We start from the raw sequence: 22,963 nt of genomic DNA, 5'->3' as shown, positions 1-22,963 counted from the left end.
ACTCCCGCTTGCGCGTTCGTTTGGTCGTCAAATCCAATCCCAGATTAGCTTGTCTCATGCCCAAATCGTCGCAGTCGACGGCATATTTGGCAACTCAATTCCTGCATGATTTATGCAGACCTTCCCTAAGCGGCAGGCCGCTCGCCTCATCGCAGTGTTCATGCATACCGGTTGCTCGAGAAAGTCTATCTCTTCGGCTTCCACCTTGTCTGGATCATCCATTGGCATCATTGCGGCAAGATTTTCCCTCAGTAACGAAATGATAGTTGAGCACAAAACTATTGACAGTCACCTATTGCATCGAACTATACTTGAGCACTCAAATAGATTATTTAAATCTTCGATTGATCAGTGGAGAACTGCGGTGTTCGGTTCCTCACTACCGCGACGCTTAACTAACCCTGCATCCGATTTCCATCAAATGGTGATAGGAGTCTCGGTTAAAAATCAGGAATGCAAATGAAACTCAAAGGTAAGACCGCCGTCGTTACGGGCGCAAATTCGGGTATCGGATTTGCGGCCGCCAAAACGCTCATCGACCACGGCGCGGATCGCGTCTATCTCACCGGTCGAAGGAAGGCAGAACTCGAAGCCGCCGCAGCCTCCCTGGGCGAGCGTGCGGTAGCGGTCCATGGAGACGTTACAAGCCTCGCGGACCTGGACCGGCTCTATGAACGGGTTAGAACTGAAGTAGGCCATCTGGACGTCGTATTTGCGAATGCCGGCTTCGCGGCATTTTCTCCGCTCGGCAGCCTGACCGAAGAACACGTCGACGGCCTCCTGAACACTAACGTCAAGGGCGTCATCTGGACGGTGCAGAAGGCGTTGCCGCTGATGCGTCCGGGCGGATCCATCATCCTCTCCGCTTCCATCGTCGCCAGCAAAGGCTTCGAAAACTGGAGCATGTATAGCGCGACAAAAGCGGCTGTCCGTTCATTTGCACGGACGTGGGCCTCGGATCTCAAGGGCCGAAATATTCGTGTGAACGCCGTCAGCCCTGGGGTCATCGTGACACCCGGTCACGAGAAAACCGGCGCCAGCAAAGACCAGCTAAGCGGCTTCTTCGACTTCGCCGCGAGCATCACCCCCCTTGCACGAACGGGGCTCGATACCGAGGTGGCGAATGTAGTCGCGTTCCTGGCGTCCGATGAAAGCAGCTTCGTGACAGGGAGCGAGATCTTCGTCGACGGCGGAATCGCTCAAGTCTAAAGACTGCCCCAATCGAGTGAAATTAGGAAAAGCAAAATGTCCACTGCCCTCAAAACAGCAGTTGTAACCGGTGCTACGCAGACCGGCACGCCTGCGCTGCGCTTACAGAAGGCTTGATGTGCAATCACGGCTTCTGTCCTCCGGTCCTAACGCCGAGGGCGCGAGCAAACAATCGTCATTAGGGAACAACATCATGGCAAAGGTATCAATACTCGGCTTGGGCGCGATGGGATCGCGCATGGCCGTTAATCTCATCAAGGCCGGTCATCAGGTCACGGTATGGAATCGCAGTCCGCGAGCGGTGCAGGCCCTGACCGATGCAGGCGCGCGCTCTGCGCAAACGCCTAAAGAGGCCGCGAACGGGGCAGACTTTGTGATCGCGATGGTGCGTGATAACGACGCCTCGCGGCAAGTCTGGCTGGATCCGGATACCGGGGCGGTAGAAGGCATGTCCGCTGCTGCGATCGCTGTTGAAAGTTCCACGCTGACTGCGGACTGGATCCGCGAGTTAGGCACGCATTTGGCCGCCCGGGCCGTATCGCTACTCGAAGCGCCAGTTGTAGGCAGCACGCCGCAGGCTGAGGCGGCTCAATTGACTTATCTGGTGGGAGGCGACACAGAAATCTTCGCGCGTACCGAAGCCGTGCTAAAGACGATGGGCTCGTCCATTCATCACGTCGGCCCACTTGGAACGGGCGCATTGACAAAGTTGGCTACCAACACGCTGCTCGGCATTCAGGTCACGGCGCTGGCGGAGTTGATCGGGATGCTAAAGCGCTCAGGCGCCGACGCCGCACGCGTGCTCGAAGTGGTCGCCAAGACGCCTGCGTGGAGCGCGGTGGCGGGACGTGTTTCCGGGCTCATGCTTGCGGGCGATTTCACACCGCAGTTTCCTGTCGAACTGATTGAAAAGGATTTCGCCTATACGGTGCAGACGGCTGGATCGGAGTCGGCCGCTCCGACCATCGCTGCTGCGGGAGGCGTGTTTCGTGCGGCGATAGAGCGCGGTTTTGGTCGCGACAACATGACGGGTGTTGTGAAGCTCTTCACGTAGTCTAAGCAGGGTCGAGATCGTCGGCGACCTCTGGCCCGACGCATGCTCCATGCGTTACTCGGGCGCCGCAGAAAAGCTCAGGTACTCAAAGCCCAATGTGTCGTTCGCGACGACCCGTGTGCTGCGCCGAGCGCTCGCACACCAAGCGCAAGCCAGGCGCCGAGCAAAATGCCGTAAGCCACGGTTTGGTTTACAGTGGCGTGTGGCATCTTCATCAATCGCCTCTGGACGCGGAACGGCCTATGCGCACATCTGCTGAATTGACGAAACGGCGTTTGACGCAAGCGCGTCGCCTGTTGGCAATTGCTCAAACAGGGTTGCATTACACGACCGGAGAATTCGACCGGGAGCGCTATCAGGAATTATTGGGCCTCGCGCAGGACCAACTCGCGGATCTCGCTGATATCGACACGGCAGAGATCGCGCAACTCTTCACCCCGGAAAAAGGCTACGCAAATCCGAAACTCGACGTTCGTTGCGCCGTTTTCAACGACGCCGATCAGGTGCTGTTAGTACGCGAAGCCGCCGATGGCCGGTGGTCGCTTCCCGGCGGCTGGGCCGATGTCGGCGCCTCGCCGGCTGAGAACGCGATACGCGAAGTCCGCGAGGAAAGCGGCTACACGGTGACGGTTAGTCGTTTGTTGGCCGCATGGGACATGCTGAAGCACGATCATCCGCCGTCGGTGTTCCACACCTGGAAGCTGGTGTTTCTCGGTAGCATTGTGGCGTCGGGTGATATCTCCGGCGTGGAAACGGACGCCGTCGGATTCTTTCCCGTGCATGCCTTGCCGCCGTTGTCGTTAGGGCGCATCCTGCCTGAGCAGATTCAAAAACTCCACGAGCTTCGGCGTAATGGCGCCATGGAGTTTGATTAAGTCATAGCAGCTATGAACCACGCTTCATAGCTCTTCATAGCGCGTTCTCCGATACTGATTCCAGGCCCGGCACAAAAGCGACCCAGCAGATTGGCTCGACGCAATCCGGACGTGGGACTTATTCAGCTATCTGGAGGAATTTGACATGAGCAAGCGTATCGCAATCGTAACTGGGGCCAGCCGTGGAATCGGACGGGCGACGGCAATCCGCCTCGCCAGGGACTTCGATGGTCTGGTATTGGTGGCGCGCAGCACGGACTTGCTGGAGCAGACCGCGGAGGCGGTGCGCGCGGCCGGCGCCGAGCCGCTGTCTTTGGGCGCGGACCTGCGCGAGCCGTCTGCGGCAAAGATGGTGGTCGACAAGACGCTGGAAAAGTTTGGACGCATCGATGCGGTGGTCAATATCGCCGGCGCGGTTCCGCAGATCGACGTGCTGGAAATGACGGACGAGCAATGGGACGATGGCTTCGCGCTGAAATTGCATGGCGCGCGACGACTCGCCATCCACGCATGGGATGCGCTGAAAAGCTCGGAAGGCTCGGTGATTTTCACCTCGGGCAATTCGGCCTAGGCCCCAAAGTCGGGGTTCGCGGCGGTGGCGACCGTCAACGCGGCGATCGTCGCCATGGCCAAGGCCTTCGCCGATCGAGGCGTCACGGATGGCGTACAGGTCAACAGCGTGCTGCCCGGCCCGGTGATGACGAATCGGCGCCGCACATATATGGAGAAGTACGCGCCGGCGCATGGCATGACCCTGGAAGAAGCGCTCGAGAAGTTTCCGGCGGAAGTGGGCATCACGCGTTACGGTAACCCTGAGGACATCGCCGAATTGATGGCCTTCGTGTTGTCGCCGGCGGGCCGTTGGATGGTCGGCTCCACGCTGCGGATGGACGGCGGTGAGATCAAGGGCGTTTGAGCTTCGGCACGGAATTCTGCAAACGGAGGCAGTCATGCAATTGCGAGCAAAGCAATATTTCGACGAACGCGCGACGCAGGAAATGAAGGACAACCTGAAACCAGCGGAGCGGACGATTCAGGAAAAGTTGGCATACGCCTGCCGGATTCTGGCGATGACCGGGCAGGAAGCCGGCTTGGCAGGTCAGATCACGGCGCGCTCGGACAAACCGAAGTGCTACTGGACCTTGCGTTTCGGCCTTGGTTTCGACGAAGCCACGCCCGACGATTTCATCGAAGTCGACGCCGACCTGAACACGATTACCGGCAACGGCATGGCGAATCCCGCGACCCGTTTTCATCTATGGGTGTACGAAGCGCGGCCGCAGACCAACGCGCTCATTCACACGCATTCGCCTTATGTGTCGGCGCTGGTCGCGGCCCGTCAACCGCTGGTGATCGCGCAGATGGACATGACGCCCTTGCACAACGATTGCGCGTTTCTGGCCGAATGGCCCGGCGTGCCGATTGCCGATCAGGAGGGCGTCGTCATCTCAAAGGCGCTCGGCGACAAGCGCTGTATTCTGCTTGCGCATCATGGCCAACTGACCACGGGCGCCTACGTCGAAGAGGCAACTTATCTGGCGGTGTATCTCGAACGGGCGGCCCGCATGCAAATACGCGCACGCGTGTTTGGTCCGATCACGCCGGTGCCTGACGATCTGGCCGCAGAAGCGCACGACTATCTGCTGAAGCCATCGATCGTCAAGGGAACCTTCGACTATTGGTGTCGCCAGGCGGACCGTATGTAAATGACCGGCTACATCTCAGCGTGGACTGAATGAAAACCAATGTGGATCATCAATTACGCCTGTTCGTCGAGATCGCGAACTGCAAATCGCTGTCGGCCGCCGCGGAGACGCTGTCGCTCACGCAATCGGGTCTGAGCCGGCAACTGTCCAGCCTGGAGGGCTACATCGGCCAGCCGCTCTTCGTGCGGCACGGCCGTGGCGTGGAGCCGACCGAAGCCGGACGAAAATTGCTGGAGGCCGCGAGCACCGCTTACCAGTTGATCGACAATACGTTGGTGCAACTGCGCGACCAGCATGGCGTCACCGCAGGCAGCATCAATGTCGCAACCATCCACACGCTAAGCTATTACTTCATGGCCGAAGTGGTGGCGCGATTCATGTCCCAGCGGCCTAACGCGAATGTCGCGCTGCTCGGACGAAGCTCGCCGGGGGTGGTCGAACTGGTGGAGGCTGGCCGCGCGGAGATTGGTTTCGTCTACGATTCGGCGGTCGCATCCGATGAGCTGGACATCACGCCGCTGTTCGAGGAGGAAATGTGTCTCGTCGTCCACGAGAGCTCGCGGTTTGCGGCGCTTGCCGCCGTGTCGCTGAACCAGGAGACGCCGCCTCTCGTGGTATTTCCCGCGAGTTATGCGCTACGCCGCATGCTGCACAGCCGGGCTTTCAACGCCACGGTCGCAGCCGAGGTCGAAACCGTGGACGCCATGCTCAAGCTGGTTTCGCTGACCAACGGGCAGTGCGTGCTACCCAATCTGATTCCCGAAAAACTGCTGCGCGAATATCAGTTGAAGCGCATCCCCATCGAGCAACCGGTGATGCGGCGGCGCATCGTCGCCATTACCCGCCGTGGTCGGCCGCTTCCGGCGATGACTTCGTTGCTTCTCGAGATTGCTCGCGCGAGTGCAGAAAATGCGAGTTAGCCTAACGATGCTTTTGTGCGGCTTGTGCACAACAACACAGCCGGTTAGTTCGCGGACGCCGCCGCAGCCCTTCCTCGTAGCCAGTTCATCGCCGTAAACAGCAGCGTCGCAAACACGATCAGGACGGTCGCCACCGCAAGGATCGACGGGTCGATCTGGTCACGAATGCCGCTCCACATCTGCCGCGGCACGGTGCGCTGTTCCGGGCCGCCAATGAACAGAATGACGATCACTTCATCGAACGAGGTGGCAAACGCGAACACACTGCCCGTTGCGACCGCTGGTGCGATCAAGGGCAGCGTGACGCGGCGAAACGTGGTCCACGGCCGCGCGCCGAGACCCGCGGAGGCGCGCAGCAGGCTTTGATCGAACGACAGCAGCGAAGCGGTCACCGTGATCACCACGAATGGCGTGCCAAGTGCTGCATGCGCGAGCACTACGCCCAGATACGAATTGACGAGTCCAAGCGGCGAGAAGATCAGATAGAAGCCCGCGGCGACCACGACGATAGGAATGATCATCGGCGAAATCAGCAACGGCATCACGACTGCGCGAAACGGGAATACCGAACGGCTCAGTCCGAGCGCGGCGAGCGTGCCCAGGCACGTGGCGATCAAGGTCGCGACTGCGCCAATGCCGATGCTGTTCACAAACGCGAGCTGCCAATCGTGCGAGCCGAATGCCTGCTCGTACCAGCGCAGCGAAAAGCCGTCCATCGGATACGAAAAGAACGAGCCCGAGTTGAACGACAGCGGCACGATGGCGAGAATCGGCGCGACGAGAAACAGGAAGATCAGCGCGCAATGCACGCGCAGTCCCGCACTTGCGACGCGCTCCGACAAGGTTTGATGACGTTGGGATGGCATGCCGGTCTCTCCGCTAACCGAAGCGCAGCCGGTCGATGCCGACAAGCCGGTTGAAGACGAAATAGAACAGGGCGGTGAAGATCACGAGGTAGCACGACAGCGCGCCCGCGAGTCCCCAGTTGAGTTGCTCGTTCGTCTGCGAGGCGATCAACTGGCTGATCATCTCGTCGCCCGCGCCGCCGAGCAGCGCTGGCGTGATGTAGTAGCCGAGTGCGAGCACGAACACCAGAAAGCAGCCAGCGCCGACACCCGGCAAGGTCTGCGGAATGTAGACGCGAATAAAGGCCGTCACCGGATGCGCGCCCAACGATTGCGCGGCCCGCACGTACACCGGCGATACGCCCTTCATCACCGAGTAGATCGCGAGAATCATGTACGGCAGCAAAATGTGCGTCATGCCGATCAGCACGCCGGTGCGGTTAAAAATCAGCGGCACGGGATGATGGACGACACCGAAGCGCATCAAGGCCGCGTTGATCACGCCGCCCGGTTGCAGCAGGACGTACCACGCGGTGGTGCGTACCAGCAGCGAGGTCCAGAACGGCACGATCACGAACAGCATGAGCCGGTTGCCCTGTTTCGGCGGCAGCGTGGCTAGCAGATACGCGACCGGATAGCCGAGCAACAGACACAATAGCGTGACCGTCGCGCTGATCTGGATGGTGCGCACGAAGGCGGCGCGATAGACGGCGCTGTCCGCGGCAACCGATGTTACGGCGCCGTCCGGGGCAACCTGTGCATCGATTGCGTTGAGCAGATAGTCGGGCGTCGGCGAAGAGGCGGCGCGTTTCAGTAGCCGCCATGTTTCGTTGTCGGCCCAGCGCGGGTCCATCTGGATTAGCGCAGGCTTCCACGCGTCGGGTGTCTGCGAGCGCGTTTCGCGGGCTGTCTTCATCAGCAGGCTGCGGAATTCCGGCTGATAGAAATTCATCCGGCGTGCGAGGTTGCCAAGCTCACCCGTTTCAGCCGATTGCCGCAGCCCTTGCCCGAGCGCCGCGAATGCGGGCTCGCCGGGTACGCCGCTGCCGTCCCACGCGTGCAGCGCTGCCGTCAATTGCGGCATGCTGTCCCGTACCTCCGGGTTCTGCATGCTGCGCGCAAGCAGGCTGGCAATGGGCGCGATGAAGGTGGCGAGCAGGAACACGAGCAGCGGCAACGCCAGCAATAGCGCCTGCATGGCGGCCTTGCGACGCGCCCGCTGCCACGCGTGACGATCGCTGCCACGGGCAGCAGCGCCGCTCGCGACCGTGGGTTGCAGTGGCGTGTTCATGATCTCGCCTGGTTCGATTATTGCGTGAGCCACACCTGGAAGCGCTTGCTGATTGCATCCGCGTTATCGGCCCAGAATGTCGCGTCGATCTGCAGCGGACGCTTGAAATTGGCCGGCGCGGTCGGCAGGTCGCCGAGGCGGTTTTTGTCGATCAGCGGAATCGACTCCTTTCGTGGCGGCGCATAAGCGATGTACTTGGACAGATCCGCATAGGCCTGCGGGGTCGATGCCGAGACGATGAATTTCTGCGCGTCGGCCGCGTGTTTGGCGCCCATCGGAATGCCCCACCATTCGTAGTCGTACACCTGCGCATCCCAGACGATCTTGAACGGCTTGCCGTCCTTGTGCGAGGCGTCGTCGATGCGGCCGTTATAGGCCTGCGTCATCACCACTGCGCCGTCTGCGAGCAACTGCGGCGCCTGCGCACCGGCATCCCACCAGACGATGCTCGACTTGATCGTGTCGAGCTTCTTGAACGCACGGTCGACACCGGCCGGCGTGCCGAGCACCTTGTAGACGTCCTTCGGCGCGACGCCGTCGGCAATCAGCGCCCATTCCATAGCCACCTTCGGCGACTTGCGCATGCCGCGTTTGCCCGGATATTTCTTCAGATCGAAGAAATCGTTGATGCTGGTGGGCGGCGTTGTCAGCTTGGTGGTGTCGTAGGCGTACACGGTCGACCACACCATTGCCGAGACGGCGCAATCGCTGATCGAGCCTGGCAGAAAGTCGCTGGTATTGCCGAGTTGCTTGCGGTCGAATTTCTGCAGCAGGCCTTCGTCGCACGCGGTGATGGCGTCATTGGTTTCGAGGTCGATCAGATCCCACGTGGGGTTCTTTGCCTGCTCCATTGCGGAGAGCTTGGCAAGGCCGCCGTCGTATGACTCCGTCGAAAAGGCGATACCGGTTTTAGCGGTGAACGGCTGGAACCAGGCCTGTTTGGCGGCGCTCTCGTAGGCGCCGCCGAAGGTGACGACGGACAGCGTGTCGGCAGCGTGCACCGTCGACGACAGCACGGAGAGGAGCGTCATGGCGCCAAGAAAAGCGCCGTGCCGGATACGTGAGCGAGTAGCGTGCATTTTAGTTAACTCCTGCAATGAGTGGCGATGCGGACGATGAAGGCGAAAACCGGGTGCGGTCGTCGGTAGTGGCGGCGATGCGCGGCGAAACGGCGGGCAGTACCTTGCAGTCGTCGCGCCGCCAGATGACGGCGACGGTATGGCCGAGTGCGGGCAAATCGTGATGCTGCGTGTTAGGCACTTTCACCACGACACTCTCGCCGTGCGCGAGTTTCAGATGTACACGATGATGGTCGCCGCAATAGACGAGTTCCTGCACGAGTCCGTGGACGAGGTTCGAGCTGTCACCGTGCGCGGCATCCGCCGTCGCGAGATGCGCGCGTTCGGGGCGCAGCGCCAGCATCGCCTCGCCGCCGCTGCGCAATTCGGCGCCTGCACGGCCGCGGATGGTGGTGCCGTCGGCGAGTTGCAGCGTTGCCCACTCGCCCTCATTGGCGACGACGCGCCCCGTCAAACCGTTGTTCTCACCGACAAAGTTCGCGACAAACGCGTTCGCGGCGTTTTCGTAGAGTTCGGTCGGCGTCGCGGCCTGCTGGATGCGGCCATCGGAAAACACGGCGACGCGATCCGACATCGTCAATGCTTCGTTTTGATCGTGCGTCACGTAGACAACCGTCAGCGATAGATCGCGATGCAGCCGCATGATTTCGTACTGCATACTTTCTCGCAGACGTTTGTCGAGCGCGCCGAGCGGCTCGTCCATCAGCACCACACTTGGCTCGAATACAAGAGCCCGCGCCAGCGCGACGCGCTGCTGCTGGCCGCCTGATAACTGCGCCGGCCTGCGCGATGCAAGGTGCGGTAATTCGACCATCTCCAGCGCGCGCGCCACGCGAGCTTTCTGTTCGCTACGGCTGATCTTGCGCACCGACAGCGGAAACGCGACGTTCTCCGCGATCGTCATATGAGGAAACAGCGCGTAGTTCTGGAACACCATGCCGATATCGCGCTGGTGCGGCGGCTTGTCGTCGAGGCGTTTGCCGTTCAGGCGGATCTCACCGCGCGTCGGCGACTCGAATCCCGCGAGCATCATCAATGTCGTGGTCTTGCCCGAACCGGACGGCCCAAGCAGCGAGACGAATTCGCCGCGCGCAACCTCGAGATCGAGATTCTCGACGACGCTGTGCTCGCCGTCATAAGACTTGCTGACCCCTGTGAATGAAATAAACGATGGATTGGGCATGGTCATGTGATCATCCGGTGCGCGGCTGGCGCGCGTCATGACGTGGCGGTTCGCTGCGCGAGATAGCGCGCGAAGTCGTAATTCGGCCGTTCCAGGTGGCTCAGGTTGCCGGGCCTCGCAAGCGGCGCATGCACGCCGCGAAACACCGCTTGCACGCCACGCCGGTCCTCCGCATTGACCTCGTCGAGCAGGGTCTTAAGCGTGGTCATGTAATCGGCCGCTTTGGGATCGTCGATAAACTCGGGCGAGAGTCCGCCGCCAAACTGGATATGCACCTGCCCCACGCCGCGCGGCTGCAGCACCAGATACCAGAAGTAGCCGGGTGTGAGCGTCACCAAATGGGTCGGGTAGATCGCAAGCAGCGCGGTGGTGCGGCGCCAGTGTCCTTCGAGACGCGTGTTGTCCGGATGCGCGTTGCCGATGGGCAGCGTCGCTTCCTTGGTGATCCAGTGATAATTGAAGGCTGCGTGTCCGGGCGGACATTCCATTTCTTCGAGCCTTGAATGCGGACCCACCGTCGCGCGATGCAGCATCGGCAGGTGGTAGCTCTCCATGAAGTTTTCCGCGAGGATCTTCCAGTTGGTGTCCCACACGTGCTCTTCGTAGAAGGTCTCGACGTAATCGGACATGCCATACGGCTCGATTAGTTGCGTGAGTTCTTCGAGCTGGGTTGCGATGGGCGGCACGTCCGGATCGAGCGTGACGTAGATCCAGCCTTGCCAGGTTTCGCAGCGGATCGACGGCAGGCGATAGCTTTCCTTGCAGAAGCCCGTCTGCCGCTCCATCATCGGTGCGCCGGCGAGCGCGCCATCGAGCGCGTAATTCCATGCGTGATACGGACACACGATACGTCTGACGTTGCCGCGTCCTTCCAGCAACACGGACATGCGATGCAGGCACACGTTCGACAGGCCACGCAGGCCGCCCTGTTCGTCGCGCAGCACGACCACGGGCTGGCCGTCGATGTCCGCGGTCAGATAGTCGCCAGGATTGCCGAGCGCGCTCGCGCGTCCCACGCAAAGCCATTGCTTGCGAAAGATCTCGCGTTGTTCGAGCGCGAGAAAGGCGTCGGATGTATAGACCCGCGGCGGCATGGCGTGCGCGTCGTCGAACGGCCGCTCGCAGTTCGCCTGCAATTCACGGGCGATCTCCGGTCCAGCATCCGGCGAGGTTGCAAGGGCAGCCATATGGCCTCCGGTTCAGCATTGCGTTGCGATGGACACCAATCTACCAAGTCAAATTGCCAGCCAAAATATTGTTTTCGGATGTAAAAGCCAGTTTTTACCTATGCAGACGTGTGGCGATTCCCTTTAGACGTTGCGATGCAGTTCGCGGATATGCGTCTCGCAGAACGCCGCAAAGCGCTGCACGACGACGCGCGGTTTCAGCGCGCGCGATTGCGCGATGCCGAGCGTCGTCGCCGTCACCTCTTCCTTGAACTGCTTGATGACGAAGTCCGCGCCATCCACGGTTTTGAGCGATTTCAGCGGGAAGTTCAGGATGCTGTAGCCGAGGCCGTTGGCCACCATGCCGCGCACCACTTCCGGCTGCGACGAGCGGAACGCCGGCACGGGGCGCGTGCCGACCGCGTCGAATAGCGCCGCGAAATACTCGCGGCTGTGCGGCAGATCGAGCATCACATAGGGTTCGTCGAGCAGATCGGCGAGCGATACGAACCTCGCGCGGGCGAGCCGGTGCAGCTTCGGCAGGATCACGTAGGGCGGCAGCGAGACGAGCGGGGTGAAGGCGATTTCGTCGGTAAGGTCGAGGCTGTAGGTGAGCGCGAGATCGAGCGTGCCGTCGCGCAAGCCGCGCAACAGGTCGTCCTGATGGGCTTCCTCGGTGCGGAAATTCACGCCCGCGTGGCTCGCAATGAAGCGGCTGATGAGCGCCGGCATCACCGGCGGCGCGAGCGAGACGAGGCAGCCCAGCGCGATCGCACCCGACATCCCGCCGTCCATCTCGCGCGCGGCGGACTGCAACTCCTCTGCATTCTTCAGGAGATTGCGCGCCTGGCCGAGCATGTCGCGCCCCGCCTGCGTCAGCGACAGGCCGCTTGCATGATGGCGGATGAATAGCTGCACCCCGAACGACGCCTCAAGATCCGCCAGCGCCGTCGAGATGGACGGCTGCGAGATATGCAGTTTCCTGGCTGCCGCCGTGAACGACAGCACTTCCGCGGTGACCACGAAGTACCTCAGTTGCCGCAGCGAATAGTGCAATTGGCCCACTTCCATCGCCTGCTCCTCGACGTTTTGTCTGTCGCGATTGTGTGTCGCCAGAAATCCGTTTGCATAGGTAAAAGCGATGAATTGCATTTTTGAAATATGTTTTTCGGATGCGGAGGGCGGGCGTAGATTGCACTCATCGAATCCGTCGCGGCATGCCTGTAGCGCCGCGCCGGACCATGCCCGCACTCAAGCTGCCTTTCGGAAGGGAACAGCCATGACAGCTGAAAAAACGTCAATCGATACGCTTGTGGTGGGTGCCGGCCAGGCCGGCGTCGCCATGAGCGAGCATCTGACGAGGCAAGGGGTGCCGCACCTCGTCCTCGAACGCAGTCGTATCGCCGAACGCTGGCGCACGGGACGCTGGGATTCGCTGGTCGCCAATGGGCCCGCCTGGCACGACCGGTTTCCGGGCCTTGAATTCGATGACGTCGACCCCGACGCTTTCCCCTCGAAAGAGCGCGTCGCGGACTATTTCGAAGCCTACGCGAAGCAGTTCAACGCACCCATCCGCACGGGCGTGGAAGTATGGAAAGTGGAGCGCAGCGCGGGCCGGCCTGGCTTTACGGTCGAGACATCGGGAGGCGTCGTCGAAGCCAGGCGTGTGGTGGTCGCAACCGGCGCGTTTCAGCGCCCGCTAATCCCGCTGATCGCGCCGAAAGACGGGCCGTTCACGCAAATTCATTCGGCTGACTACCGCAATCCCGGACAACTGCCGGAGGGTGCGGTTCTGGTGGTGGGCGCCGGATCGTCAGGAGTGCAAATCGCCGACGAGTTGCAGCGCTCGGGCCGGGGTGTTTATTTGTCGGTGGGACCGCACGACCGGCCGCCACGCTCTTATCGCAATCGCGATTACTGCTGGTGGCTCGGCGTACTGGGCGAGTGGGACAAGGAGGTCGCGACGCCGGGCCGGGAGCACGTCACCATTGCCGTGAGCGGTGCGCGCGGCGGTCATACGGTCGACTTCCGGGCGCTGGCGAATCAGGGCATTACGCTCGTCGGTCTGACGAAGTCGTTCGACCGCGGCGTGGCGGCCTTTCAGCCGGACCTGGCAGCCAATCTCGCGCGCGGCGACGAAAACTATCTGGCGGTGCTCGACGCCGCCGACGCGTATATCGCAAGAAATGGCCTGGATCTTCCGCCGGAACCCGAGGCGCGCAAGACGCTTGCCGATCCGCACTGCGTGACCCATCCGATCCTTGAACTCGATCTTGCCAAAGCTGGCGTCACCTCGATTGTCTGGGCAACCGGTTACGCGGTCGACTACAGCTGGCTGAAGGTCGACGCATTCGCTGCGAACGGCAAGCCACAACATCAGCGGGGCGTATCGAGCGAACCGGGCATCTATTTTCTTGGCCTGCCGTGGTTATCGCGGCGCGGTTCCAGCTTTATCTGGGGCGTCTGGCACGATGCCATGCACATTGCCGACCATATCGCCACGCAGCGCGGCTATCTCGCGTATCGCGACGCGTCGCAACGTCAAACCGAGGATTTTTTCCAATACGCTGAAGGTGCACGATGAATCAACCTACGCATACCCGTATCCGCATGTTCAACACCAGGGATACGTATCCCAACCAGTCGCTGAACAACGATCTCTGCCAGGCCGTGCGGGCTGGCAATACCGTCTATGTGCGCGGCCAGGTCGGGACGGATTTCGATGGTAACCTGATCGGACTCGGCGATCCTCGCGCCCAGGCCGAACAGGCGATGAAAAACATCAAGCAGTTGCTCGACGAAGCGGGCAGCCACCTCTCGCATATCGTCAAGACCACGACGTATCTGATCGATCCGCGTTATCGCGAGCCGGTGTATCAGGAAGTGGGTAAGTGGCTGAAAGGGGTCTTCCCGATTTCCACCGGCCTGGTGGTGAGCGCGCTGGGGCAGCCGCAGTGGCTGGTGGAGATCGACGTGATCGCGGTGATTCCCGACGGCTGGACGCCGGGTCAGGATTAAGGAGCGGACATGACATTCTCGATCGTCGGACGCTGCGCGCAGACGGGGCAGCTCGGCATCGCCATCAGTTCATCCAGCATTGCGGTGGGCGCCCGCTGTCCCTGGCTGCGCGCGGGCGTCGGCGCGGTGGCGACGCAGAATGTCACGCTGCCGGCGCTCGGGCCGCGTATCCTCGACTCGCTTGAAGCGCGGCACACACCTGCTGCGGCTCTCGAAGAGGCGCTGGAAGCCGATGGATGGAGCCAGTACCGGCAGGTGACGGTGCTGGATGGCCAGGGCCGTAGCGCGCTTTTTACGGGCGCAGAAGCGCTAGGTCTTTACAATGCGGTGGCGGGCGAGCAATGCGTGGCCGCCGGCAACATGCTGGCCGGCAAGGAGGTGATCGCGGCCATGGTGCAGGCGTTCGAGAAAACGTCCGGCATGCTGGCCGAGCGTCTGCTGGCGTCGATGCGCGCCGCGATCGACGCCGGTGGTGAGGCCGGCCCGGTGCATTCGGCTGCGCTCAAGGTGATGGGCGACGTGATCTGGCCGATTGTCGATCTGCGCGTCGATTGGGCCGAAGCGGACCCGATCGGGCAACTGGATGCGTTATGGCAAGCGTATCGTCCGCAAATGCAGGACTATTTGACGCGTGCTTTGAATCCCACTGCAGCACCTAGCTATGGAGTCCCAGGCGATGAATGAGCTGACGAGCCAGCAACTGCTCGGCAGGCTGATCGGTTTTGCCACGGTCAGCCGCGATTCCAACCTCGAGATGATCGCGTTCATCCGCGATTATCTGAAAGGACTCGGCGTGCAAAGCGAACTCTTCTATAACCCCGAACGCACGAAGGCCAATCTGTTTGCCACCATCGGTCCACAGGATCGCGGTGGCATTGTGCTGTCCGGTCACACCGACGTGGTGCCCGTCGACGGGCAAGCATGGACGGTCGAGCCATTTCGTCTCACCGAAGCGAACGGGCGGCTATACGGTCGCGGCACCGCCGACATGAAGGGCTATATTGCGTCCGTGCTGGCGGCCGTGCCGCGCTTTCTCGAACGGCCGCTGAAACTGCCGGTGCATCTCGCCTTTTCCTATGATGAGGAAGTCGGCTGCCTGGGGGTCCGGCCAATGCTCGATGAGTTGGCGAAACGCCCGCACAGGCCGCGTTTGTGCGTGATCGGCGAGCCGACAGAATTGAAACCGGTGCTGGGCCACAAAGGCAAGCTGGCAATGCGCTGCCACGTGAAGGGCGCGGCATGTCACTCCGCCTATGCCCCCTACGGCGTCAACGCGATTCAATACGCCGCGCGGCTGATCGGCCGGCTGGAAGAGATTGGCGCGGATCTCGCTCAACCTGGACATCATGATGTTCGATTCGACCCGCCGTTTTCGACAGTGCAGACCGGGGTGATCAAGGGCGGCCGCGCGCTGAATATCGTGCCGGCGGAGTGCGAATTCGATTTCGAGGTGCGTGCGCTACCCGACTTCAACGCCGAGGAGGTCGTAGACAAACTGCAGACCTACGCCGAGGCTGAACTGCTGCCGAAAATGCGCGCGGTGCAGAGCGAAACCGATATCCGCCTGCAACCCTTGAGCGCCTATCCGGGACTGGCCACGCCGCCCGATAGCGAAGCGGCGCGCTTGTTGGCACTGCTGAGCGGTTCGACCGACTTCGGCACCGTCGCTTTCGGAACCGAGGGTGGCTTGTTCGAGCACGCGGGAATTCCCACGGTGGTTTGCGGCCCGGGCAGCATGGATCAGGGTCACAAACCCGACGAATTCGTGACACAAGAACAGCTTAAGGGTTGCGACGCGATGATGCTGCGACTTGCCGAATATCTCGCAGAACCTGCCTTCCTCCCGCACGCCCCTTAAAAGCCGACAGTTTTCGATTCGAAGAACTGACGAAATACTGTCTTTTTCAAAATTGCATTAGTCGAATTCGATACCCGGTTTCGCGGTATCGACCTATCGCGGCGCGCATTCGCGCGCCGCAGCCCAGCGTAATTCCGCCAGTCACATTACGAAGTGCCTTCATATTACTTCCGATTAACAAACGCCAAGTCCATCAAGGGGTTTCGCGGAACATCTTCAATGCATTTATAAAACTTTCACATTCGAATGCTCCAATGCAGCGGCGTAACAGAGCTGATAACACACGCTGTACTCCTTTAACAAACTGGCTTCTTGTCCGTTTATCGACGGATTCGCCGCAGAATATTATCCGGAGCGCCCCACATGTTACAAAGAAAGACCCTGTTGCCGATCTCGTTGGCGGTGACGTTGTTTGCCACGCTGGCCGCTTGCGGCAGCAGCGGCAACAATAACAACTCCAGCTCGACCACGCCGCCGGCTGCTGCCGTGTCGGCAGAAGACGCGCTGCAGACCTCGACGCCGATCAAGCACGTTGTGGTGATCTTCGGTGAGAACGAATCGTTCGACCACTACTTCGGTACCTACCCGAACGCGGCAAATCCGGAAGGCGAGCCGGTGTTTAACGCAGCAGCCGGCACGCCGACTGTGAACGGCCTGACGCCTGCGCTGCTGACGGCGAATCCGACGGTTGCGGCTACGACGAACCCGAGCGGCACCAACATCAACCCGTTCCGCCTCGACCGTACCCAGGCTAACACGGAAGGCCAGAACCACGGCTACACGGCGGAACAGCTCGCTGCGGACGGCGGCAAGATGGACCTGTACCCGTTGAACACGGGTAACAACACGGTAACCACCTCGGGCGCATTCGGTAAGCAAGGCCTCGTGATGGGCTACTTCGACGGCAACACCGTGACAGCTCTGTGGAACTATGCGCAGAACTTCGCGATGAGCGACAACGCGTACACGGACACGTACGGTCCGTCGACGCCGGGCGCGATCGCCGTCGTGTCGGGTCAGCACAATGGCACGGTGGTCACGAGCAACGGCGCAGTCGTGCCGGGCAGCGCGACGGCAAACCCGTCGTCCAACGTGGTCTTTGACTTGCAAGGCGGCTGGACGCTGATCGGCGACCTGGATCCGACGGGTGACGTCTGCACGATCGCTGCCAAGTCGGCAACGACGGGCGCGATGACCTCGAAGAACATCGGCGACCTGCTCAACTCGGCCAACATCAGCTGGGGCGGCTTCATGGGCGGCTTCAACCTGAGCACGGTCAATCCGAACGGCACGACGGGCTGCGCTCGTTCGACCTTCTCGAGCGTGTTGAACGCGAACTCGGCCGACTATGTTCAGCACCATGCATGGTTCCAGTACTACACCAGCACGGCGAACCTGGCGCACACCCGTCCGTCTTCGGTGGCTGCAATCGGCCACACCGATCCGCTGGACAACACGGCGACGCCGGTTCACCACCAGTACGACGTGAACGACTTCTTCACGGCCGTGGCTGCTGGCAACTATCCGGCGGTCAGCTTCCTGAAGGCACCTTCGGTTTCGGACGCGCACCCGGGTAACTCGGATCCGCTCGACGAACAGGCCTTCGTAACCAGCGTGGTGAACTTCCTGGAGCAACAGCCGGACTGGAAGAACACGGCGATCATCGTGACGTATGACGATTCGGACGGTTGGTACGACCACCAGTTCGCAACGCCGACGACTTCGTCGTTCGACAGCACCACGGGCGAAAGCGCCGGTAACAGCTCGGACAACGATCGCAGCGTGACCGGCGCCGACCAGATCAACGGCGTTGGCCAGTGTAACGCCGCGGACGCAGTGCAAGGCGTGGGTATCAACGGTGGCGCGGTCAATGGCCGTTGCGGCCCGGGTACGCGCATTCCGTTCCTTGTGATCTCGCCGTATGCGAAGCCGAACTATGTCGACCATACGCAGATCACGCAGGCTTCGGTGGTCCGCTTCATCGAAGACAACTGGCTCGGCAGCGCACGTATTGGTCAAGGTTCGAACGACGCGAATGCAGGCAGCATCATGAGCCTGTTCAACTTCACGCCGACGACTCCGACGCCGGCTCTGTACCTCGATACGAACCAGGGTACGAAGCTGACCACGATTCCGCCGCTCACGACGCAACCGGCGCTCTGATCGACGACATCAACCGGCACGCTGTTTAGTGCCGGCTCACGTCCCGGTGGCTGACGCTGCCGGGACGATAGTCATTGCAAGGGCCTGGCTTCGGCCAGGCTTAATGCGTTTTTGATACCTTCTGCGTTTCTCGCCACCTTTACATGTCCACGAGTCCACACTCCACTGCGCCTTCAGCCACATCAGCCGCTGCCATCCAGCCATCTGGCGAAAACACGCCGCGCGGTCCGCGACGCCTGTTGATCGGATGCGCTGTCGTGCTGCTTGCCGTGGCCGGTCTGGCCGGCTACGCACTGGCATATCCCGAGCGAATGCCCGACGCGGTAGGAGAGTTTGTTGAAGGTATCACCGGCGCGAATCCGCATCCCGTGCAACTGGTGTTGCCGCCGTCCGCTCCTTTGAGTGCGGTCGCCACGCTGGGCAAAGAGATTTTCTACGACACTTCGCTGTCGGCTTCGGGCAAGCAGTCGTGCGCCTCATGCCACAGCCCGCAGCATTCGTATGGACCCCCAAATGATCTGGCCGTGCAGCTGGGCGGTCCGCATCTGGACCGGCCGGGTTACCGTCCGCCGCCGTCGCTTGCCTACCTCTATCGCCAGGCTGTTTTCAGCATTGGGCCTGATGCGGCTGACGCCGAGGCTCCCCCCGATCTCTCCGCGCTTGCTTCGGCCGCGAAGGGGACGCAGCGTGCCGACAAGGTGGCCGGCCAGGCGCCTGCTGCTCCGGCGATGGTGCCGCAAGGCGGCCTGTTCTGGGATGGTCGTGCCGACTCGCTGCAAAAGCAGGCTATCGGACCGATGACCGATCCGAACGAAATGGCCAATGCAAACATCGAAGATGTGGCCGCCAAAATTGCACGCTCCCCTTACGCCAAAAAATTTGCGCAGCTTTTTGGCCCGGGCGTGCTCAAGAATCCGGAGTTCCTCACGTCGGAAGCCATGTTCGCCGTGGGCCGCTACGAAGTGGAGGAAACCTCGTTCCACGCTTTCACCAGCAAGTACGACTACTGGCTGCAAGGCAAGGCGCGTCTGACGCAGACGGAACTGCGCGGCCTGCATCTTTTCAACGATCCGAAGAAGGCCAACTGCGCCGGTTGCCACCTGAGCGCGCCGACCGCGGACAACCTGCCGCCGCTCTTCACGGATACGCAATATGAAGCGCTCGGCGTGCCGCGCAACAACGCGCTGGCGCAGAATCATGATCCGAAGGCTTTCGACATCGGCTTGTGCGGCCCGATCCGCAAGGACCTCGCGGCGCAAACCCAGTATTGCTCGATGTTCCTGACGCCGACGCTGCGTAATAGCGCCCAACGCCACATCTATTTCCATAACGGCGTGTATCACGACATGAAGCAGGTGATGGATTTCTACAACCTGCGCAATACGAACCCCGAGAAGATCTACCCGCGCGATGCGTCGGGTAAGGTGATGGTTTTTGACGATGTGCCCAAGGAATACCAGGCTAACATCGACTACGCGGATGCTCCGTTCGACGTCAAACCGACCGACAAGCCGGCGATGACAGACCAGGACATCAAGGACATCATCGCGTTTATCGGCACGCTGAACGACGGGTATCACCCCAACTGATTCGCTGTCTCAGCTAAAGGCCCCTGTATGCTTTCGAGCGACAGGGGCTTTTTTCGTGCTGTTTCGGGCCGCGGCAATGGCGGCGTATCCGACACTTCCAGCGACGCGCGTGAGAAAGCACTAAAATTCGCTTCCCGCATTTTGGCGTGGGACGCTGTCACCGCTTGCGACCGTCGCGTGGCGCAGCGCGCCTGCAAGGCGACGGTCATTGATCTACTCTATCGGATTGGCCATACCGTCCACGTTGGACGTTGGGCGTTGGCGCTGCATGAAGAGGCGCTTTCGTAAAGTAGTCGAACAGCGGGGAAAGGCCGCTATTCAATGCCGCCACTCGATCAAGAGCAGTCTCAGGGAGCAAGGAAATGTCGTTTCACACAGCGAACCTGCGTTGGAAGATCGTGGCGTTTCTTGTTGCACCTATCACGTTTGTGATGACGCTCGACCGCGCCGCGATGACGGTCGCCGCACCCACGATCCAGAAAGAATTCGGCCTGTCGATCGTGGAGATGTCCATGATCCTCACCGTCTACTTCTGGACCTATGCACTGGGGCAGATTCCAGCGGGACGGCTTGCCGAGCGTCGAGGTTCGCGCAAGGTGCTGTTCACCACCAGTGTGCTGTGGTCGCTCATGATGATCGTCACGCCGTTTGGCGCGACCTTCGCCTGGCTATTCGGGTGCCGCGCGGTGCTCGGTGGCGCGCAATCGGCGGATTGGTCCAGCGGGATGGTCGCCCTGAAACGCTGGTTTCCGCACAACGAACGCGCCAAAGGCAATTCGATTCTGCTGGCAGGCCTTTATTTAGGGCCGATTGTTTCCGCGCCACTGACGGCGTGGACGATCGCCAATTTCGGCTGGCACGCTGTCTTCTATGGATTTGGCGCCGTGGGCCTGGTGCTCGGCCTTGTCTGGTGGACGGGCTATCGCGACGCTCCCGCCGAGCACCCTTTGATCACGCAGGATGAGACGGTATTGATCAACACCGGACAGCTGCCGGAAAGTGCCGCGGTGAAGGGCGAGTTTCTGCAATGTTTTCGTCAACCGCGATTTTGGTTGTTTGGCGTGCAGTATTTCCTGCTGGTGCTGATTCAGAGTTTCTACACGACGTGGTTGCCCACGTATCTGATGCGCGCTCGCGGTTTGTCGCTCAAGGCGATGGGCATCTATGCGTCGTTGCCATGGGTGGCGGTGTTTCTGGCCGTGTTTGTCGCCGGCGCCGTTTCCGACCGGATTCTTAGGCGGACCGGTTCGGTGTTCTGGGCGCGCACACCCGTCGCGATGACGGGGTTCGTGGTCAGCGCGCTGGCGTTGATCGGCGCGTCCAGAGCGGCGCACATGCCCGCCGTGATCGGACTGCTGTGCCTCTCGTTTGCGGCGGTGGGATTCGTGCAGGTCGTGGTGTGGTCGGCGGCGCAGGATCTCGGCAAGGCCTACACCGGTGTCATGTCCGGTTGGACCAATCTATGGGGTGCCGCTTCGAACGTCGCCGGTCCGATGGCGGTGGCTTTCACCGTGAAAGTCACCGGCAGCTGGGAAAGCGGGCTGTTTTTGATCGGCGCCGCTGCGGCCTGTGGCGCCGTGCTGTGGATCTTCCTGCATCCCGAGCGGCCTTTGCAGCGGTATTCGTCGGAGCTCAGCGCGGATTCGTCCAAGGTGCGGGGCGCAGTGCAGGACTGCGTGGCGAACGAAACCGGAGAGCCGCTCAATCTGACGGTGCAAACGTCGAAGCGTTGAGCGATCATTGAGTTTCCTGCATACGTCCCGGAGAGTCGCCCATGCAAACCACGGTCGTTTCGAGCTGGAAACAGTTTATGGAGCTTTCAGCGACGCTCGACGGCTGGGCTTTTCGAGGGCAGCAGGACGCACAGTGGCCGCTGCTCAGTTCTTTGTCGCGTTACATGCTGGCGTATGTGGCCGACCGCTCGCAGTGGCGGGCGCGCGAAGAACGCGCGATTCGCATTTTCCGGCGTAAGGCGCATAACTTTGTGCAGCATCCGAGTCTCCTTGACGACGACCTGCGTTGCTTAAGCCTCATGCAGCATCATGGCGCGCCCACACGTTTACTCGATTTCACCAAATCGCCGTTTGTGGCGGCCTTCTTCGCGCTGGAGCGCTCGATTTCCGACGTGGCGATCTTCGCACTCAACACGCCGGTGCTATGGAACAACCGCGCCTTGCCGAAAGGCGCGCCCGAATTGACCCGGACGCTGATCGATCCGCGCGTGGACGGCAACCTCGAGAAATATTTTCTCGACAACAGCAATCCGGTCGTCTGGTTTGGCGAGCCGGAGGAAATGGACGATCGGTTGATTGCACAATCGGGTACGTTCGTGGTTCCCGGTGTGATCGACCGTGCGCTGCCCGACATCCTGGACGGCTACGCGAGCGACGACGAACTGTTGCGCAAGATCGTGCTGCCACCGTCTGTACGCGGCGATGCGATGAAGTGGCTGTACCGGATGAACATTACCAACGCGTCGCTGTTCCCTGGCCTCGACGGATTGGCGCGCTCCATTGCGGTGGAGATCGAGATGGTCTGGCCGGCTGCGCTGCTCGGTTAATTGAGCGGATGATGGGGGTGGTTAAGGCTTTCACACCTATATAGTGCGTTAGCCAGAAAGTAGCGTTGATTTAATCAGGAATACTATGGAATTGGCTGCGTGAAAGGCACCTGCCTGATGGCTGTGGTATGCCGCCTTTAGTGTTTGCTAAAACCTCTTGGGCGTGACTTCCTCTTGACAACGTTTAGCGCTCGCCTCTTTGAAGGCTTGATGTCAGCCTAAAACTTTTTTCTCGAACCCGCTTGACGGGTTAAGAATGGCATCGCATAATTCGCCTCCCGTTTGATGACGGACGCGCAGAAAGCAGAGCTTCTGGGGCGAGCGATCTTTAAAAATTAACAGCCGATAAGTGTGGGCGCTTGATGCGCGACGCGGCGGCGGGCTCTTCGGGGCCTGCTGCACAAGCGAAAGTATCAAGTCTCACACAGTAATGAAAGGAAGGTTTTT

At 60.9% G+C, this 22,963-nt stretch carries 20 protein-coding genes and 1 pseudogene; 15 read left to right on the top strand and 6 right to left on the bottom strand.

Annotated elements, in window-relative coordinates:
* Positions 1-459 precede the first annotated feature (459 nt).
* The 6 genes and pseudogenes from FQ755_RS29645 (at position 460) to FQ755_RS29620 (ending at position 5,764) form a co-directional block, all read left to right on the top strand.
* Complete coding sequence (locus FQ755_RS29645) at positions 460-1,209, top strand: SDR family NAD(P)-dependent oxidoreductase (RefSeq protein ID WP_313957487.1); 750 nt, start codon at positions 460-462, stop codon at positions 1,207-1,209.
* 70 nt (positions 1,210-1,279) lie between these two features.
* A complete protein-coding gene (locus FQ755_RS29640) occupies positions 1,280-2,263 on the top strand; it encodes an NAD(P)-dependent oxidoreductase (RefSeq protein WP_409937781.1) in 984 nt (327 codons plus the stop codon).
* A gap of 275 nt (positions 2,264-2,538) precedes the next feature.
* The gene (locus FQ755_RS29635) at positions 2,539-3,138 is read left to right on the top strand and encodes an NUDIX hydrolase (RefSeq protein WP_260858912.1); all 600 of its coding nucleotides are present in this window, start codon (positions 2,539-2,541) and stop codon (positions 3,136-3,138) included.
* A 145-nt stretch (positions 3,139-3,283) separates the two neighbouring features.
* Positions 3,284-4,054, top strand: a pseudogene (locus FQ755_RS29630) (SDR family oxidoreductase).
* Between the two features lie 34 nt (positions 4,055-4,088).
* Positions 4,089-4,844 carry an aldolase gene (locus FQ755_RS29625; RefSeq protein ID WP_144159394.1) on the top strand — a complete coding sequence of 252 codons (756 nt, stop codon included), beginning with the start codon at positions 4,089-4,091 and terminating at the stop codon, positions 4,842-4,844.
* A 29-nt stretch (positions 4,845-4,873) separates the two neighbouring features.
* Positions 4,874-5,764, top strand: coding sequence for a LysR family transcriptional regulator (locus FQ755_RS29620; protein ID WP_144159391.1), 891 nt, complete (start codon positions 4,874-4,876; stop codon positions 5,762-5,764).
* Positions 5,765-5,808: 44 nt separating this feature from the next.
* On the opposite strand, the gene FQ755_RS29615 is transcribed toward FQ755_RS29620, so the two are convergent.
* From FQ755_RS29615 to FQ755_RS29590, 6 genes are all read right to left on the bottom strand, one after another.
* Positions 5,809-6,630 carry an ABC transporter permease gene (locus FQ755_RS29615; protein ID WP_144159388.1) on the bottom strand — a complete coding sequence of 274 codons (822 nt, stop codon included), beginning with the start codon at positions 6,628-6,630 and terminating at the stop codon, positions 5,809-5,811.
* A gap of 13 nt (positions 6,631-6,643) precedes the next feature.
* Complete coding sequence (locus FQ755_RS29610) at positions 6,644-7,900, bottom strand: ABC transporter permease (protein WP_144159385.1); 1,257 nt, start codon at positions 7,898-7,900, stop codon at positions 6,644-6,646.
* 17 nt (positions 7,901-7,917) lie between these two features.
* Entirely contained in the window at positions 7,918-8,931 is a 1,014-nt protein-coding gene (locus tag FQ755_RS29605) for an ABC transporter substrate-binding protein (RefSeq protein ID WP_144159406.1), read from the bottom strand.
* A gap of 49 nt (positions 8,932-8,980) precedes the next feature.
* Positions 8,981-10,162 carry an ABC transporter ATP-binding protein gene (locus FQ755_RS29600; RefSeq protein WP_144159403.1) on the bottom strand — a complete coding sequence of 394 codons (1,182 nt, stop codon included), beginning with the start codon at positions 10,160-10,162 and terminating at the stop codon, positions 8,981-8,983.
* 35 nt (positions 10,163-10,197) lie between these two features.
* Entirely contained in the window at positions 10,198-11,349 is a 1,152-nt protein-coding gene (locus FQ755_RS29595; protein ID WP_144159382.1) for an aromatic ring-hydroxylating oxygenase subunit alpha, read from the bottom strand.
* Between the two features lie 123 nt (positions 11,350-11,472).
* Entirely contained in the window at positions 11,473-12,399 is a 927-nt protein-coding gene (locus tag FQ755_RS29590; RefSeq protein WP_144159379.1) for a LysR family transcriptional regulator, read from the bottom strand.
* 208 nt (positions 12,400-12,607) lie between these two features.
* On the opposite strand from FQ755_RS29590, the gene FQ755_RS29585 reads away from it, so the two are divergent.
* The 9 genes from FQ755_RS29585 (at position 12,608) to FQ755_RS29545 (ending at position 22,516) form a co-directional block, all read left to right on the top strand.
* On the top strand, positions 12,608-13,912 hold the full coding sequence (locus FQ755_RS29585; RefSeq protein WP_144159376.1) for a flavin-containing monooxygenase: 1,305 nt from the start codon (positions 12,608-12,610) through the stop codon (positions 13,910-13,912).
* Positions 13,909-14,346 carry a RidA family protein gene (locus FQ755_RS29580; RefSeq protein WP_144159373.1) on the top strand — a complete coding sequence of 146 codons (438 nt, stop codon included), beginning with the start codon at positions 13,909-13,911 and terminating at the stop codon, positions 14,344-14,346. Before FQ755_RS29585 ends, FQ755_RS29580 begins: the two co-directional genes overlap by 4 nt.
* Before the next feature lie 9 nt (positions 14,347-14,355).
* On the top strand, positions 14,356-15,030 hold the full coding sequence (locus FQ755_RS29575; protein ID WP_144159370.1) for a DUF1028 domain-containing protein: 675 nt from the start codon (positions 14,356-14,358) through the stop codon (positions 15,028-15,030).
* Positions 15,023-16,204, top strand: a complete 1,182-nt coding sequence (gene argE, locus FQ755_RS29570; protein ID WP_144159367.1) for an acetylornithine deacetylase — start codon at positions 15,023-15,025, stop codon at positions 16,202-16,204. Before FQ755_RS29575 ends, argE begins: the two co-directional genes overlap by 8 nt.
* Positions 16,205-16,567: 363 nt before the next feature.
* Complete coding sequence (locus tag FQ755_RS29565; protein ID WP_144159364.1) at positions 16,568-18,367, top strand: phospholipase C; 1,800 nt, start codon at positions 16,568-16,570, stop codon at positions 18,365-18,367.
* Between the two features lie 143 nt (positions 18,368-18,510).
* A complete protein-coding gene (locus tag FQ755_RS29560) occupies positions 18,511-19,956 on the top strand; it encodes a cytochrome-c peroxidase (protein WP_144159361.1) in 1,446 nt (481 codons plus the stop codon).
* A 27-nt stretch (positions 19,957-19,983) separates the two neighbouring features.
* A complete protein-coding gene (locus tag FQ755_RS29555) occupies positions 19,984-20,244 on the top strand; it encodes a hypothetical protein (RefSeq protein ID WP_144159358.1) in 261 nt (86 codons plus the stop codon).
* A 74-nt stretch (positions 20,245-20,318) separates the two neighbouring features.
* Positions 20,319-21,689, top strand: coding sequence for an MFS transporter (locus FQ755_RS29550; RefSeq protein ID WP_144159355.1), 1,371 nt, complete (start codon positions 20,319-20,321; stop codon positions 21,687-21,689).
* A 41-nt stretch (positions 21,690-21,730) separates the two neighbouring features.
* The gene (locus FQ755_RS29545; protein WP_144159352.1) at positions 21,731-22,516 is read left to right on the top strand and encodes an FRG domain-containing protein; all 786 of its coding nucleotides are present in this window, start codon (positions 21,731-21,733) and stop codon (positions 22,514-22,516) included.
* Positions 22,517-22,963 lie beyond the last annotated feature (447 nt).

Source organism: Paraburkholderia sp. BCC1885, assembly GCF_900996235.1.
In the GTDB taxonomy this organism is placed as follows: Bacteria; Pseudomonadota; Gammaproteobacteria; order Burkholderiales; family Burkholderiaceae; genus Paraburkholderia.
Note: the sequence above shows the minus strand (reverse complement) of the source record. Positions and strands in the feature narration are given on the sequence as shown.